The 14654-nt window shown below is 74.3% G+C and carries 11 protein-coding genes and 1 riboswitch; of the genes, 1 reads left to right on the top strand and 10 read right to left on the bottom strand.

Annotated features, from left to right (window positions below; genetic code table 11):
* Window positions 1–6: 6 nt before the first annotated feature.
* Genes ESZ52_RS15870 through ESZ52_RS15835 form a run of 8 tightly spaced genes read right to left on the bottom strand, consistent with a single transcriptional unit; the run spans window position 7 to window position 7928 of the window.
* Window positions 7–1581 carry a precorrin-2 C(20)-methyltransferase gene (locus tag ESZ52_RS15870; protein ID WP_238154688.1) on the bottom strand — a complete coding sequence of 525 codons (1575 nt, stop codon included), beginning with the start codon at window positions 1579–1581 and terminating at the stop codon, window positions 7–9.
* Window positions 1578–2363 (bottom strand): precorrin-8X methylmutase, encoded by a 786-nt coding sequence (locus ESZ52_RS15865; protein ID WP_272948387.1) that lies wholly within the window; start codon window positions 2361–2363, stop codon window positions 1578–1580. The genes ESZ52_RS15870 and ESZ52_RS15865 overlap by 4 nt, the downstream gene beginning before the upstream one ends.
* Window positions 2360–3541, bottom strand: coding sequence for a cobalamin biosynthesis protein CobG (locus ESZ52_RS15860; RefSeq protein ID WP_238154689.1), 1182 nt, complete (start codon window positions 3539–3541; stop codon window positions 2360–2362). The genes ESZ52_RS15865 and ESZ52_RS15860 overlap by 4 nt, the downstream gene beginning before the upstream one ends.
* Window positions 3538–4389: a precorrin-6A synthase (deacetylating) gene (gene cobF, locus ESZ52_RS15855; protein WP_131105778.1), complete on the bottom strand. Its 852-nt coding sequence runs from the start codon at window positions 4387–4389 to the stop codon at window positions 3538–3540. Before cobF ends, ESZ52_RS15860 begins: the two co-directional genes overlap by 4 nt.
* Window positions 4386–5069: a (2Fe-2S) ferredoxin domain-containing protein gene (locus ESZ52_RS15850; RefSeq protein WP_131105777.1), complete on the bottom strand. Its 684-nt coding sequence runs from the start codon at window positions 5067–5069 to the stop codon at window positions 4386–4388. Before ESZ52_RS15850 ends, cobF begins: the two co-directional genes overlap by 4 nt.
* Complete coding sequence (locus ESZ52_RS15845) at window positions 5066–5848, bottom strand: ABC transporter ATP-binding protein (RefSeq protein ID WP_131105776.1); 783 nt, start codon at window positions 5846–5848, stop codon at window positions 5066–5068. Before ESZ52_RS15845 ends, ESZ52_RS15850 begins: the two co-directional genes overlap by 4 nt.
* Window positions 5848–6906, bottom strand: a complete 1059-nt coding sequence (locus ESZ52_RS15840) for a FecCD family ABC transporter permease (protein WP_131105775.1) — start codon at window positions 6904–6906, stop codon at window positions 5848–5850. Before ESZ52_RS15840 ends, ESZ52_RS15845 begins: the two co-directional genes overlap by 1 nt.
* A complete protein-coding gene (locus tag ESZ52_RS15835; RefSeq protein ID WP_131105774.1) occupies window positions 6903–7928 on the bottom strand; it encodes an ABC transporter substrate-binding protein in 1026 nt (341 codons plus the stop codon). Before ESZ52_RS15835 ends, ESZ52_RS15840 begins: the two co-directional genes overlap by 4 nt.
* Window positions 7929–7964: 36 nt before the next feature.
* A riboswitch (cobalamin riboswitch) is annotated at window positions 7965–8147 on the bottom strand.
* A 245-nt stretch (window positions 8148–8392) separates the two neighbouring features.
* Here ESZ52_RS15835 and cobN point away from each other — a divergent pair.
* Window positions 8393–12067 (top strand): cobaltochelatase subunit CobN, encoded by a 3675-nt coding sequence (gene cobN, locus ESZ52_RS15830; protein ID WP_131105773.1) that lies wholly within the window; start codon window positions 8393–8395, stop codon window positions 12065–12067.
* Window positions 12068–12077: 10 nt separating this feature from the next.
* On the opposite strand, the gene ESZ52_RS15825 is transcribed toward cobN, so the two are convergent.
* Together ESZ52_RS15825 and ESZ52_RS15820 are read right to left on the bottom strand one after the other, a co-directional pair.
* The gene (locus ESZ52_RS15825) at window positions 12078–12809 is read right to left on the bottom strand and encodes a cobalt-precorrin-6A reductase (RefSeq protein ID WP_131105772.1); all 732 of its coding nucleotides are present in this window, start codon (window positions 12807–12809) and stop codon (window positions 12078–12080) included.
* Window positions 12806–14284: a cobyric acid synthase gene (locus ESZ52_RS15820; protein ID WP_131105771.1), complete on the bottom strand. Its 1479-nt coding sequence runs from the start codon at window positions 14282–14284 to the stop codon at window positions 12806–12808. The genes ESZ52_RS15825 and ESZ52_RS15820 overlap by 4 nt, the downstream gene beginning before the upstream one ends.
* Window positions 14285–14654: the final 370 nt, after the last annotated feature.

The following is a 14654-nucleotide window of genomic DNA, read 5'->3' as shown; positions in this document are numbered from 1 at the left end:
GCGCGGTCAGCCCACGCCGCGCGGCGTCCAGACCTGCCCGTCCGGGGTGACCCGTGTGGTGGAGGCCCCCACAACGACGAGGCACGCCATGTCCACGGTCCCCACGTCGAGCCCGCCCAGCGTGGTCACCTCCACCGACTCACCGTCCCGGCCGACGTTCCGGGCCACCACGACGGTGCGGTCGGGACCCACGCGCTCGACCAACCGGTCCCGCACGGCACCGAGGGTGTCGGGACGGCTGCGCGACCGGGGGTTGTAGCAGGCCACGACGACGTCTCGCTCGGCCATCGCCACGAGCCGGTCGACGAGCACCTCGAACGGCTTGAGGTTGTCGGAGAGGTTGACGAGCGCGTGGTCGCCCCCGAGCACCGCCCCGACCCGGGCCGAGGCGGCGTGCGCGGCCGTGACGCCGGGGTGCACGCGGACCGGCACGGGGGTGTCCCCGTCGTCCCCGTCGTCCGCGGCGGCCTCCAGGACGGCCGCCGCCATCCCGAAGACCCCCGGGTCGCCGCCGCTCACCACGGCAACGTCCTCACCGCCCCGGGCGAGGTCTAGTGCCAGCCGTGCCCGGTCGAGCTCCACGGTGTTGCCGCTGGCGTGCCGGGTCAGACCGGGCCGCTGCGGCACCCTGGCGAGGTAGGGCGCGTAGCCCACGACGTGCGCGACCCGCTCCAGCAGCCCGGTCGTCTCCGGTGTTGTCCACCCCGCGCCTCCGGGTCCCAGCCCGACGACGTGCACCGTGCCCGGTGCCTCGCCGGCGCGTGGCGCCGGCGGGGGAACGGCGTGCTGCTCCTCCACCCCGGCGCGGCCCGCCGCGTCGGCGCGCAGGTCCTGCCCCGGCACCACGACCATCGACAGGTAGGGCACGTCCGCCTCGTCGACCTCGGTGATCGGCAGCACCCGCTCCCGCGGCGTGGAGGCGTGCTCGACGTAGACCGCACGCTCCAGCACCCCGGCCTGGCGCAGCGCCTCCCGAACGGCGGGGAAGGTGCGCCCGAGCTTGAGCACGACCGCCGCGTCCGTGTCGGCGAGCCTGCGCGCCAGCTCTGCGGTCGGGAGGGTGCCCGGCAGCACGGTGAGGGTGTCCTCGTGCAGGCACAGGTTGGTGCCGGCCGCCGCGGTGACCGCCGCCACGGCGGTGACGCCGGGGACGACGGTCACCGGGTGGCGGGGGCGCAGCGCATCGTGCACATACATGAACGAGCCGTAGAAGAGCGGGTCGCCGAGGGCCAGGACGACGACGCTCCGCCCGGCGTCGAGGTGCGTGGCCAGCCGCTCGGCGCAGGTGTCGTAGAACTCGGCCAGCGCGCCGTAGTAACCGGCCTCGTGCCTGATCGTGCCGGTCGTGACGGGGTAGACCAGCTCCTCCTCCACGACGTCGGCTCGCAGAAGCCCGGCCGCGGCGACGATCCGCCGCGCCTGGGAGGACCCGCGCCGGCCGGCGTGGTAGGCGACCACGTCGGCGGTAGCGACCAGCCGGGCCGCCCGCAAGGTCAGCAGCTCGGGGGACCCGGGGCCGACCCCGACGCCGTAGAGGTGACCGCCCCGGGCGGCCGGCCCTCCGGCCCCCACCGCGCTCACGCCAGCTCCTCGGGGGTGGAAAGAGCGTTGATCGCGGCGGCGGCGACCGCCGACCCGCCGCGCCGTCCGTGCAGGGTCAACCACGGCACCGGACCTCCGGGCAGGTCGTGCCCAGCGAGGGCGACCTTGGACTCGGCCGAGCCGATGAAGCCCACCGGCATCCCGACGACGGCCGCCGGACGCGGGGCGCCGTCATGGAGCAGCTCTAGCAGGTGGAAGAGCGCGGTCGGGGCATTGCCCACCGCCACGACCGCCCCCTCCAGCCACGGCTCCCACAGCGACACCGCTGCGGCGGCGCGGGTGGTGCCCCACCGCTGCGCCAACCCCGGCACCCGTGGGTCCCGCAGGCTGCAGATGACCCGGTTGGCCGCCGGCAGTCGGCGCGCGGTGATGCCGCTGGCGAGCATGTGCGAGTCGGTCAGCACGTGGGCTCCTGCGCGCAGGGCCTCCCGGGCCGCACGGACGACGTCGGGATGGGCGTCGACGTCGTCCACGACGCCGGTGTCGCCGGCGGCGTGCACGACGCGCGTCACGACGGTGGCCAGCTGCGGGTCGAGGGCGCCGAGTCGGCCGGCCAGCTCGGCGCGCACGGTGCCGAACGAGCGCCGGTAGATCTCCTGCCCGTCGGTGAGGTAGGCGTAGCGGCGGGTTGGGCGACGGGGCGCGACCGGGTCGGTCGTCGGGGGCGTGCCCCCAGGTCGCGTCGGGTGGTCCGCTGCGGACGGGGCCGCCAGCTCCGGGACGTCCTCGGGGTGGCTGCCGGTGGGATGGGTCGCGCTCAACGCGCCTCCTGCACAATCTGGTCGGGGTGGGTGGGGTCGACGACGAGGGTGTGGTCGCCTTGCGGCCGGCCACAGGCCCGCCCGCACCCCACGACGTGCACGCGGCCCCCGTGCTCCGGCACGCGGCCCGCCGCCTCGGCGGTGAGGGCGAGAGTGGGGGAGGTCGTGCGTCGGCAGTGAGGGGCGCCGACGCAGGCGCTCAGCCGCGCCCAGGGCGACCCGCGGCCGACGACCAGGCCGGCGTCGGCGAGGATGCTCGCCGCCGGGCGCACCGCGCTGTCCGAACCCTCCTCCTGGCCGAGGCCGAGGACCACTGAGCGCCACGGCGTCAGGACGACCCGGCCCCCGTCGCCCGCGGCCCGCAGGAGAGCGGCCGTGTGCTGGGGGCGGAGCAGGCCGAGCGGCACGGCGGCCACGAGCTGCCCCGGGCCTGGGCGGTCGCCGGGGCGCAGGGGCGGGGGCGGGCGCAGCCGGGCCGGGACGAGGTCGGGGTGCAGGCTCGCCGGATCGGGCAGGTCGCGGACGTTCCAGGTGCGCTCGTCGGGGCGCCGCCGCAGGAAGGTCCGCATGAGCCCGACCAGCTCGGCGACGGCGCGGGCCGGTGGCAGGGCGTGCCGGACTGCGTGGCCCGGTGCCACGAGCACCCGCACCCCCGTCGAGGCGGTATGAGCGGGGTCGGTCACCTGCAGCGCCAGGTCCCACCGCTCCGCGAGCAGCTGGGCGGAGCTGTCGCTGACGACGGTGAGGAAGCGACCGGGCAGCTCGGCGAGGTCGGGCTCGGCCTGGACGGCCTCGTCGACCTGCCGGGCCAGGGCCTGCGCGACCGGGTCGGGCACGGCGAGGATGCCGCGGGCGCGCTCGTGGGTGCGGGAGGGCAGCAGCCCCAACGCCTCGACCTCATCCACGAGGGCGCCGGGCAGCGGGTCGGGCAGGCCGCGCACCTGGAGGTTGCCCCGCGAGGTGAGTTGCAGCATCGGTGACCCGTGCCGGCGCGCGAGTCCCATGAGCCGGTCGAGCGCGGCGGGGTCGACGCCGCCGCCGGGCAGCCGCAGCCGGACGAGGGAGCCGTCGAGCGCGGGGTGCGGGCGTAGGGTCCCCGGGCAGGCGTCACCCCCCGTCCGCGCGGGCAGGGCGAGGGTGGCGTCCGGTCGCTGACCGCGGTGGTCGGTGGCATTCACGGCCCCACCTCGCCGGTGGCCGACGCGGGAGCTGCCGGCGGGGCGGCCGACCTCGCCGGTGCGGGCCGCAGCGCGTAGACATCCATCACCCAGCCGTGCTCCTCCCGCAGCCGGGCGCGGGCCGCGGCCACGTCGTCGAGGACGTCACCGAGGCGGCCGCGGGCCAGCCGTTGCTGTGGGAGCCCGAGGCACGCGCCCCAGAGGAGCTCGAGGTCGGCGGTCTCAGGGCGGGCGGCCAGGAGGTCGCGGCAGCGCAGCTGGCCGTCCAGCATGACGACGACCGTGCCCAGCCCGGGGCGCCACTCGCGCACGAGGCGCCGGCCGGTCGTGACGTGGACCGGTTCGCCGATGGCGTGGAGCACCTCGTCGTGGGCGGCGGCCAGGGCGGAGAGCGCGGTGACGCCCGGCACGGTGCGCACAGCGACCGGGGTGCGCTCGCCCAGCGCCCGGACGACGCGCAGGATGGAGTCGTAGAGCGCGGGGTCTCCCCACACGAGGAACCCGACGACGAGGTGCGGCTCGAGGGAGTCCACGGTGGCGGCGTAGGCGTCGACCCGGGCCTCGTGCCAGCTGCGCACGCCCTCCAGGTAGGAGGCGGTCTCCTGCGGGTCCGGCCCGCGGCGGGGGTCGGGCACCTGCACCACGCGCACCGCCGTGCCGCCGCCCGGGGCCGGACGGTGGGTCTCCAGCAGCGCCCGCCGTGCGTCCACGAGTTGCGCCAGACCCTCGCCCTTGTCGGCGACGAGCACGACGTCCAGTTCCTTGAGTGCAGCAACCGCGTCGAGGGTCAGCTGGCCAGGCCCTCCGACGCCGACGCCGATGACACGGATCTGCCGAACAGCCGTCATTGTTCCGCCTTTTCTGCGCTGTGCAGGTCATCGAGCAGGGAGGGGACGTCCACCGGGTGGATCGGCCCGAGCCACCGGCCCCCGGGATGGACGCAGACGACCGGTGCCTTATTGCAGGGGAAGAGGCAACCGGTCTGGGTGAGCAGGATCTGCTCATCGCCCCACCCCCGGCGCCGCATCTCTGCGGCGACGGCGCGGACCGTCTGGCTCGCGCCCTGGGCGCTGCACCGTGGCCCGCGGCACAGCAGCAGGTGGTGGCGGTGCTCAGGGACCTGCTCCCAGGCTGAGCTGGTCAGGCCCGCCTCGGACCCGGTGACTGGGTGGTGCGCACCTTCCAGGCAGGCCCGGACCGCCTGTGCGGTGTGGTCCTGCGCCGGTGCGCTGACCGAGAGGGAAAACGGCGGGTAGGGGTGGGTGCGCCACCAGTGAGCGGCGACCCTGCGCACCCACGACCAGCCGGTCCCCGGTTCGTGACCGGCCACCGGAACGAGGACGGCATGGTCCTGGACGACCCGGCGCGCTGCGAGCGAGCCCAGGACGTCGACGAGCGCGGGGCCCGAACCGTTGACGGTGGCCAGCACGGCTCCCAACTCGCCGGCGGTCCGCACCAGCCCGGAATGGGTGCGCGGATCCTGAAGGTCGACCGTGACAAGCACGAGATGCCCGGCAGTCTGCGTCATCCGCCATCCCTCCGGGGCGAGGACTCAGCGAGACCGTGCCACAGCACGCGCAGCCGCTCCTCGTGCCGCACCGAGGTGCGCACGGCGAAGACGTCCTCGAGCAGGCCCGGGGCCAGCACCTCTGCGGTTGACCCGGAAGCCACCACTCTTCCGGCGTCCATGACGACCAGCTCGTCGCACGACGCGGCGGCAAGGTCGAGGTCGTGCAGGACGACGAGCGTGGTGCAGTCCAGGGACCGCACGAGCTGGAGGAGGCCGATCTGGTGAGCCAGGTCCAGGTGGTTCGTCGGCTCGTCCAGCAGGAGGACCTGGGGTTCCTGGGCCAGCGCCCGGGCCAGGTGCACGCGTTGCTGCTCACCGCCGGACATGGTGGCCCAGGAACGGTCGGCCAGTCCTGCCGCGTCGGCCATCTGCAGCGCACGGTCCACCGCGTCATCCCGGTCGGGTCGGCCCCACCTGGGGCGCCGGGCGTACCGACCCAGGGCGACCACCTCGCGCGCCGTCAGGTCGAGGTTGGTGCCGGCCTTCTGCTCCACGAGGGCGATCCGGCGGGCCCGTTCCCGGGGCGAGAGCGCCAGCACGTCCTCTCCACCGAGGAGCACCCGCCCCCGGGCAGGGATCCGCAACCCGGCGATGAGGTGGAGCACGGTCGTCTTGCCTGACCCGTTGGGACCGACGATGCCGGTCACCCGGCCGGGTGCGACGGTCAGGTCGACGCCGGAGACGATAAGACGACCCGCAGCCCTCCAGGCGAGGTCCCGCACCTGCAGCACACCCATCACGATGTCCTGGCCTGCCGACGCAGCAAGGCGATGAGCACGGGGGCCCCGACGATCGCGGTGACCACTCCGACCGGGATCTCACGGTCCTGGGCCACGGACCGGGCGGCGGTGTCGGCCCACACCATGAGCAGCGCGCCGGTCAGTGCGGCCAGCGGCAGCAGCCGGCGATGCCCCGGACCGACCACCAGGCGGACCAGGTGCGGCACGACCAGCCCGACGAAACCGATCGGTCCGACCACCCCGACCGTCGCGGCGGCAGCCAGGGCGCTGCCGACCAGCAGCACCCAGGTGATGCGCCGGACGTCCACCCCGACGGAGCGGGCCGCGGTCTCCCCGAACGCGAAGGCATCCAGGGTTCGCGCGGCAGCCAGAACGCAGAGCACCACCAGGAGGGCGACCGCGACGAGGACCACGGCGTGGCGGGTGCGGACGCCGGCAAAGGAGCCCAGGGTCCAGGCGAGGACCTGCCGGGCCGTGTCCCGGCTGCCGAAGACCATGATGAGCATCGAGGTGCCTGCCCCGCTGAGCTGGGCGACCGCGACGCCGGCCAGGATAGTGCGCACCGGAGGCAGCGCTCCGCTGCGACTGGTCGCCAGGGCAAGCACGAGTCCCAGGGCCACTACTGCGCCGAGCATCGCTGCGACGCCCACCCCCAGCCCGGTTCCCATCACCGTGACCCCGAAGGTCAGGGCGAGCACCGCTCCGAAGGCCGCGCCGCTGGAGATGCCCAGCAGGAAAGGGTCAGCTAGCTCGTTGGTCAGCAACGACTGCATCACTGCCCCGGACAGCGCAAGCACGGCACCGACCGCGGCCGCGGCCAGCACCCTGGGCAGCCGCAGCTGCCAGACGATCTGGTCCTCCAGGACGCCCACCGAGGCTCCGTCGACCAGATGGAGCCGACGGGCCACCACGTGCACCACGTCCCGGGCCTCGACGCTCACCGAACCCACGCCGAGGACCATGACGACACTGAGCAGCAGGAGCGTAGCGAGCGCCAGTCCGGCGGGCCGGGCCCCGATGCGGGGCCGGTCCCGCTGCAGGGCCGGCGCGGTCACCGGTTGAGTGCCTGGAGCTGGTCGGACAACCCACGCGCCCCGTCCACCATGCGAACGCCGGGCGTGCTCTCGCTGAAGGGCACGACGACATACCGCTCGTCCTGGACCGCGGAGAGCTGACCAAGCACGGGATCGGACTCGAGGTAGGCGCGTTTGTCCTCGGCCGTGGACCAGGCTGCGTCGGCCAGCACGATCACGTCGGGGTCGGCCGCGAGCCCGGTCTCCCACGATCCGTCGGCCCAGCCCCCGTCAAGATCGGCGAAGACGTTCGTGGCACCCACGGCATCCATCAGCAGCTGGGGGCCCCCACCGCCCGCACCGACGAGGGGGGTGTCGTCGCCCGAGTCGTACCAGAGAATGCTCAGGCCTTCCCCGGCCGCCGTGGCCTCGATCTCCTCCATCGCGGTTTGTTGGTCCTGGACCTCATCCTCGGCGGTGTCCGCGGCCCCGGTCAGCAGGCCCACCTCGCGCAGCTCGGTCCAGACCGACTCGAAGGTCGGTTCCAGACCGGACTCGTCGGGGCAGGTAAGCGGGCTGACGTAGGTGGCGGTGCCCCGGCCGGCGAGCTCATCCCGGGTGCCCACGCCGTTGTCGCCGAAGGCGCTGGAGTAGGAGGCGATGGCCAGGTCGGGCTCCGCCGCGAGGAACTGCTCCACCGTCGGGTACTCGGTCGAGAGCACCGGCACCTGCGCGTAGTCCTCGGCGAAGCGCTCGGCGACCTGGTCATCCAGGTATGCGGTGCCCGCCATCTGGTCGGCCAGACGCAAGGCCAACGCGACCTCGGTCGCCCCCTGGTTGAGGGTGACGATGCGCTCGGGCGGCGCTGCGACCGTGACCTCGACACCGCAGTTGTCCACGGTGACCGGGAAGGTCGAGCTCGGGTCCTGCGTCGCCTCGGCCTCCTGTGTCGTCCCGGCACCGGGTGCGGCTTCAAGCTGCCCGTCCGGGGCACCGGCGCAGGCTGCCAAGGGCAGGGACATCAGGGCCACGGCTGTCCGGACCCGGTGACGACGTCGGTTCATGGTTGCTCTTTCGCTGTTCCAGGCCCATGCGCGAGGCCTTCATCAACGACGTCGGCAGGTCTTCGGGCTCGGGCTCATCCAGCCGGGGCACCTTCCCGGGCACCATGAGCCCAGTGGCGAATCGCCCCGACCGTCACCCCTACCGCTGCGCGTCAGCTCCGGACTCAGACCGGATTCCCTTGCACCCTGTGGGGGGCCACCGACGTCGACCGGGGTGTCCGGTCGAACAGGAACATACCAGGGGGCCGGGCCTCTGGGACATGCCCCTACACTGACGGCGGCCGACGGCGACGGAACCCGGTGCGACTCCGGGACGGTCCCGCCACTGTGAGCGGCCAGGAGGGCGGCGACGCCGCACACCCTCCCGGCCCCGAGTCAGAGCTGTCACCCCGGCCGGGGGCGCCGACCGGCGCCCTTCCTCACGACCAGCGGGGCGCGGACCCCGCAGGAGGACGGCGCCTGCCATGACCCCTGCCATCGCAATCATCTCCACCTCGGACACCGACCTGCTCTGCGCCCGGGCGGCCGACGCCCGGTACGTTTACGCCAACCCGGCCCGGCCGGCCCGGCTGCCGGAGGTGCTGGCCGCGGCCGACATCGTCGTCGCCCGGATCCTCGGCGGCCCCGACGACGTGCCCGAGGAGGTCCGACGACTGCGTGGCACCGGAGTGCCGCTGGTGGTCCTCGGCGGGGAGCAGCAGCCGGACGCGGCGCTCATGGAACTCTCGACCGCCCCCGCCGGCGTCGTGGCCGAGGCGCACCGCTACCTGGCGGAGGGCGGGGTGGACAACCTCACCCAGCTGCACCACTTCCTCTCCGACACCCTGCTGCTCACCGGTGAGGGCTTCGAGCCGCCGCGGGAGCTGCCGTCCTGGGGCGTGCTCGACCGTCCGGCGCCCCCGCCGCTGCCCGACGGCGGCACGCGCCCAGCCGTGGGCATCCTCTTCTACCGGGCCCAGCACGCTGCCGGCAACACCGCCTACGTGCAGGCGCTCGCCGACGCGGTCGACGCAGCTGGCGGTCACGCCGGGGTCGTCTGGGCCACGTCCTTGCGCCAGGCGTCGGAGGACCTCCTCGCGCACCTGGGCAGCTACGACGCCCTCGTCACGACCGTCCTCGCCGCCGGTGGCACCCGCCCGGCCGGGGCGCAGGCGGGCGGTGACGACGAGGCCTGGGACGTGCGCGCCCTCGCCGCCCTCGACATCCCCATCCTCCAGGGTCTGTGCCTGACCTGGGGTCGGGAGGACTGGGCGAGCTCGGACGACGGGATGTCGCCCCTCGACGTGGCCACGCAGGTCGCGGTGCCGGAATTCGACGGGCGGCTGATCACGGTCGCCTTCTCCTTTAAGGAGATCGGCGAGGATGGGCTGCCCTCCTACGTGCCCGACCCGGAGCGGTGCGCCCGCGTCGCCGGCACGGCGGTGGCGCACGCCCGGCTGCGGCATACCGCGCCGGCCGACCGGCGGGTCGCGGTGGTCCTGGGGGCCTACCCGACCAAGCACGCCCGGATCGGCAACGCCGTCGGCCTGGACACGCCGGTGTCGACGGTCCGGCTGCTGCGCGCCATGCGGGACGCCGGCTACGACCTTGGCGCGCCCGGCCAGGTGCCCGGCCTCGACGAGGACCTCCTGGAGCCGGTGCCGGGGGAGGACCCGGAGACCACCGCCGGCAACGCGCTCATCCACGCGCTCATCGCCGCTGGCGGGCAGGACCCGGAATGGCTCACCCAGGCCCAGCTCACCGAGCATCACGTCCGGATCCCGCGCAGCCGCTACGAGGGCTGGTTCGCCCGCCTGTCCCCCGCCCTTCGCGCGGAGATGACCGAGCACTGGGGTCCCGCGCCGGGGACGCTCTACGTCGACGAGGAGGGCGAGGAGCCGGCGATCGTCGCCGCCGCGCTCCGGGCCGGCAACGTGACGGTCCTCGTGCAGCCGCCGCGCGGCTTCGGGGAGAACCCCGTGGCGATCTACCACGACCCCGACCTGCCGCCGAGCCACCACTACGTTGCGACCTACCGGTGGATCGAGGAGGAGTTCGGCGCGCACGCGGTCGTCCACGTGGGCAAGCACGGCAACCTGGAGTGGCTCCCGGGCAAGAACCTCGCGCTGTCGGCCGACTGCGGCGCCGACGCCGCCCTGGGCAACCTGCCTCTCGTCTACCCCTTCCTCGTCAACGACCCGGGGGAGGGGACCCAGGCCAAGCGCCGGGCCCACGCCACGGTCGTGGACCACCTGGTCCCGCCGATGGCGCGGGCCGAGACCTATGGCGATATCGCGCGGTTGGAGCAGCTGCTCGACGAGTACGGCAACGTCAGCGTCATGGACCCGGCCAAGGCCCCGGCGCTGCGCGGGGAGATCTGGACGCTGCTCAAGGCCGCGGAGATGCACCGCGACCTGGGGCTCACCGAGGAGGCCGACCTCGAGGACGCCGACGGTTTCGACGACCTCGTCATGCACATCGACGGCTGGCTCTGCGAAATCAAGGACGTGCAGATCCGCGACGGCCTGCACGTGCTCGGTGCGGCCCCCGAGGGGGAGGGCCTGGTCAACCTCGTTCTGGCCGTGCTGCGGGCCGGACAGCTCTTCGGCGGCTCCGGCGACGGCGTGCCCGGCCTGCGCGCGGCCCTCGGGCTCAGCGGTGGGGAAGGCGCCGAATCAGTCACCCGTACGGACCGGGTCGAGCAGGTGGCCCGCGACCTCGTCGAGGCCGTCGCCGGCACCGGCTGGGACGCTGTGCAGGTGCCCCGGGTGGTCCGGGACGTGCTGGCCAGCACCGACCTGCCGGGCCTGGACGTCGCCGGGGTCGAGGCGTCGCTGCGCTTTGGCTGCCAGGAGGTCGTGCCCCGCCTGGCCGCCACAACCCGGGAGGTCCCGATGGTGCTGCACGCCCTGGACGGCGGCTACGTCCCGGCGGGGCCCTCGGGCTCCCCGCTGCGCGGCCTGGTCAACGTGCTGCCGACCGGGCGCAACTTCTACTCCGTCGACCCGAAGGCCATCCCGAGCCGGCTCGCCTACGACACCGGGGTGGCGATGGCGGAGTCCCTGCTGCAGCGGTACCGGGAGGAGACCGGCGAGCTGCCCCGCTCGGTCGGCCTGTCGGCGTGGGGCACGAGCGCCATGCGTACCTCCGGCGACGACATCGGCGAGGTCCTGGCCCTCCTCGGGGTGCGGCCGGTGTGGGACGAGCAGTCGCGGCGGGTCACCGGGCTCGAGCCGGTGCCGCTGGCCCAGCTGGGCCGCCCCCGCGTGGACGTGACGGTGCGGATCAGCGGCTTCTTCCGCGACGCCTTTCCCCACGTCGTCTCGATGCTCGACGACGCCGTCGCGCTCGTCGCCGGACTGGACGAGGCGGACGAGGACAACTACGTGCGCGCCCACGCCCGCGCGGACCTGGCGGAGCACGGCGACGAGCGGCGGGCGCGGACCCGGATCTTCGGCTCCAAACCGGGCAGCTATGGGGCGGGCGTGCTCCAAGTCGTCGAGTCCGGCGGCTGGCGCGACGGCGCCGACCTGGCGGAGGTCTACACCGCCTGGGGCGGCTACGCCTACGGCCGGGACCTGGACGGTGCGCCGGCTCGGCAGGACATGGAGCGCACCTACCGCCGCATCCAGGTCGCCGCCAAGAACGTCGACAACCGCGAGTCCGACATCCTCGACTCCGACGACTACTACCAGTACCACGGCGGCATGATCGCGACCGTCCGGGCGCTGGCCGGCGCTGAGCCGCGAGCCTATGTCGGGGACTCCACGACCCCGGACGCGGTCCGCACGCGCACGCTCTCGGAGGAGACGGCCCGCGTGTTCCGCTCCCGAGTCGTCAACCCGCGCTGGGTGGGGGCGATGCGGCGGCACGGCTACAAGGGCGCCTTCGAGCTCGCGGCGACGACCGACTACGTCTTCGGATTCGCCGCGACGGCCGGCGTCGTCCCGGACTGGATGTTCGACCGCCTCGCCCGCGAGTACGTCCTCGACGAGGAGACCCAGGCGTTCCTGCGCCAGGCCAACCCCTGGGCGCTGCGCTCCATCGTCGAGCGCCTCGTCGAAGCGGCTGACCGGGGCCTGTGGCAGCAGCCCGACCCCGAGGTCGTCGCCGCGATGCAGCAGGCATATCTGGAGGTGGAGGGCGACCTGGAGGAGTGAGGCGCCCGGCTCAGCGCCGGCCCAGCACCCACTCCAACGCCGGGGCCACGCCGTCGACCACGAGCGCGCCGGGCTCGGGCGCCGGCCGCTCGACGACGACGACGGGGATGCCCAACTGCGCCGCGGCCTCCATCTTGGGCCAGGTGTAACTGCCTCCCGAGTCCTTGGTCACAAGCACATCAGCCCCGTGTCCGGTCATCAGATTCCGATCGCCGTCGAGGGTGTAGGGGCCGCGGCTCGTAACGAGCGTCCAAGCGGCCGGCAGCGGGGCCTGGGGCGGGTCAACGACCCGGGCGAGGACGTCGAGCCCGCCGAGGGGCGGCACGAAGCGGGCCAGCTCCTGGCGGCCCACGGTGAGGAAGGGGCGCCGGCCCAGCCCGGCGGCCAGCTCCGCCGCGGCGGCGTGGTCGGCTGCCCGGTGCCAGGACGGGTCGGTGTCCCACCCGGGCCGCTCCAGCCGCAGCAGCGGCACACCGGTGGCGGCGCAGGCCGCAGCGGCATTGGCGGTCATGCCCCGGGCGAAAGGGTGCGTGGCGTCAACGACCACGTCGATGCCCAGGCCGGCCAGCGCGGCGACGAGGCCGTCGACGCCACCGAAGCCGCCAACCCGGACCCGCCCGACGGGCAGCCGGGGGCGGGCCACCCGGCCGGCGAGGGAGGACAGCACGTCCACGCCCTCGTCCACCAGCGCCCCCGCCAGGTCGCGCGCCTCAGCGGTGCCGCCGAGCAGAAGCACCCTCACCGCGCCGCCCCCAGGGTGAGCGTGGGCAGGCCCGCGGGGGCACCACCCCGGGCCAGGTCGAGCAGCGCACCGACGTCGAGGTGCTCCTCGACGAGGTCGGCGAGCAGCTCGATCCGCCGCTCGCGCGCGGCCGGGAAGCTCGCGCCCGAGGGCGCAACACCGACGGTCTCGGCGAGGAAGGCCGAGCGGAAGGCGTCGCTCTCGAGGCTGCCGTGCCACATCGTGCCGAAGACCTGACCGGAGCGTGCACCGTCGGCGAACTCCTCGGTGCCGTCGGCCCGCGTGACGCGCCCGTGATGGATCTCGTAGCCGGTGACCGGCGCCCCCAGCGCCTCACCGGAGGGCAGCCCCAGCACCTTGTCGGGGGCGAAGGTCGTCGTTACCGGCAGCAGCCCTAGCCCGTCTGCGACCGCTCCGGCGGGCCCTTCGACGCCCCACGGGTCCTCGATCTTCGTGCCGAGAATCTGGTAGCCCCCGCAGACGCCCAGCATCGGCCGCCCCCTGCGGGCGTGGTCAACGAGGGCCTGGTCGAGCCTACGCGAACGCAGCCAGGCCAGGTCGGCGAGCGTGGCCCTCGAGCCGGGCAGGACGACCAGGTCGGCGTCCGCCAAGTCCCGGGGGGAGGAGGCGAAAACGACATCGAGGTCGGGCTCGAGGCCGAGGGCGTCGATGTCGGTGAAGTTGCTCACGCGGGGGAGCCGCACGACGGCGACCCGCCGCCCGGCGCCGCGGCTACGCCGGCTGGCCAGGTCGAGCGCGTCCTCGGAGTCGAGCCACAGGTCGGGGTGCCAGGGCAGGACGCCGTGCACCGGCCGGCCGGTCATTGCCTCGAGCTGGCTCAGGCCCGGGCTCAACAGCCTGACGTCGCCTCGGAACTTGTTGACGACGTAGCCGGCGACGAACGCCTGGTCCGCGGGGTCGAGGACCGCCAGGGTACCCACCATCGCGGCGAAGACGCCGCCCCGATCGATGTCGCCGACCACGACGACGGGCAGGTCGGCGTGCCGGGCCAGGCCCATATTGACGTAGTCGCTCGCGCGCAGGTTGATCTCCGCGGAGCTGCCGGCCCCCTCGGCGACGACGAGGTCGTGGCGGGCCGCGAGGTCGTCGAAGGCCGCGTGGGCGACCCGCGCCAGCTCGCTCCTTCCGCCGGGGAAATCGTCGGAGGTCAGCACACCGCCCGGACGGCCCATCACCACCACGTGGCTGTGGCGGTCCGACCCGGGCTTAAGGAGCACGGGGTTCATCGCCGGCTCCGGCTCGACTCCGGCCGCGAGCGCCTGGGCCCACTGCGCCCGCCCGATCTCAGCGGTAGTGCCGTCGGCGCCGAGGCAGACCATGGAGTTATTCGACATGTTCTGCGCCTTGTAGGGCGCGACGTCCACGCCGCGGCGGGCTAGAGCCCGGCACAGACCGGTAGCGACGACGGTCTTGCCGGCGTCCGACGTCGTGCCAGCGACGAGCAGACCGCTCATCGCCGCGGGAGGGCAGCCGGGCAGGTCGCCGGGTCGCCGGGGCGTGCGGCGGCGGGCATGAGAAGAGGCAGGCACATGGCCGCGCAGCCTACGGCAGGGCGGTCCCGGGGCCACCGGGCGGCCCGCCTGAGGTTGCCAGGCTTCGGGGCCTGTGCATCCGCGACGGGCGCCCCGGCCCGGCGGGCGCATCGGCGAGGTGCAGCCCATGCCGACCGAAGGCCTCCTGATGCAGGGTCCGTGTACATCCGACTCTCGGCGTCACAGCGATGTACCGACCCTCCACGCGCGCGGATCACCGGCATATCCCTGATGACCGTGCGCTCATCGGCGGTACAGCGATGTATCGCCCCTCAGATGGCAGGCACCGCTT

Origin of the sequence: Ornithinimicrobium sufpigmenti, from assembly GCF_004322775.1 — a bacterium.
Classification (GTDB): domain Bacteria; phylum Actinomycetota; class Actinomycetes; order Actinomycetales; family Dermatophilaceae; genus Ornithinicoccus; species Ornithinicoccus sufpigmenti.
The sequence above is the reverse complement of the archived record's forward strand: the minus strand, read 5'-3'. Positions and strand labels throughout refer to the sequence as shown.

Bases quoted from the DNA above. Each gene is read 5' to 3' on its own strand.
- ESZ52_RS15850 (WP_131105777.1), bottom strand. From the start codon at position 5,069: ATGACGCAGACTGCCGGGCATCTCGTGCTTGTCACGGTCGACCTTCAG.
- ESZ52_RS15820 (WP_131105771.1), bottom strand. From the start codon at position 14,284: ATGAGCGGTCTGCTCGTCGCTGGCACGACGTCGGACGCCGGCAAGACC.
- ESZ52_RS15845 (WP_131105776.1), bottom strand. From the start codon at position 5,848: ATGGGTGTGCTGCAGGTGCGGGACCTCGCCTGGAGGGCTGCGGGTCGT.
- cobN (WP_131105773.1), top strand. From the start codon at position 8,393: ATGACCCCTGCCATCGCAATCATCTCCACCTCGGACACCGACCTGCTC.
- cobF (WP_131105778.1), bottom strand. From the start codon at position 4,389: ATGACGGCTGTTCGGCAGATCCGTGTCATCGGCGTCGGCGTCGGAGGG.
- ESZ52_RS15835 (WP_131105774.1), bottom strand. From the start codon at position 7,928: ATGAACCGACGTCGTCACCGGGTCCGGACAGCCGTGGCCCTGATGTCC.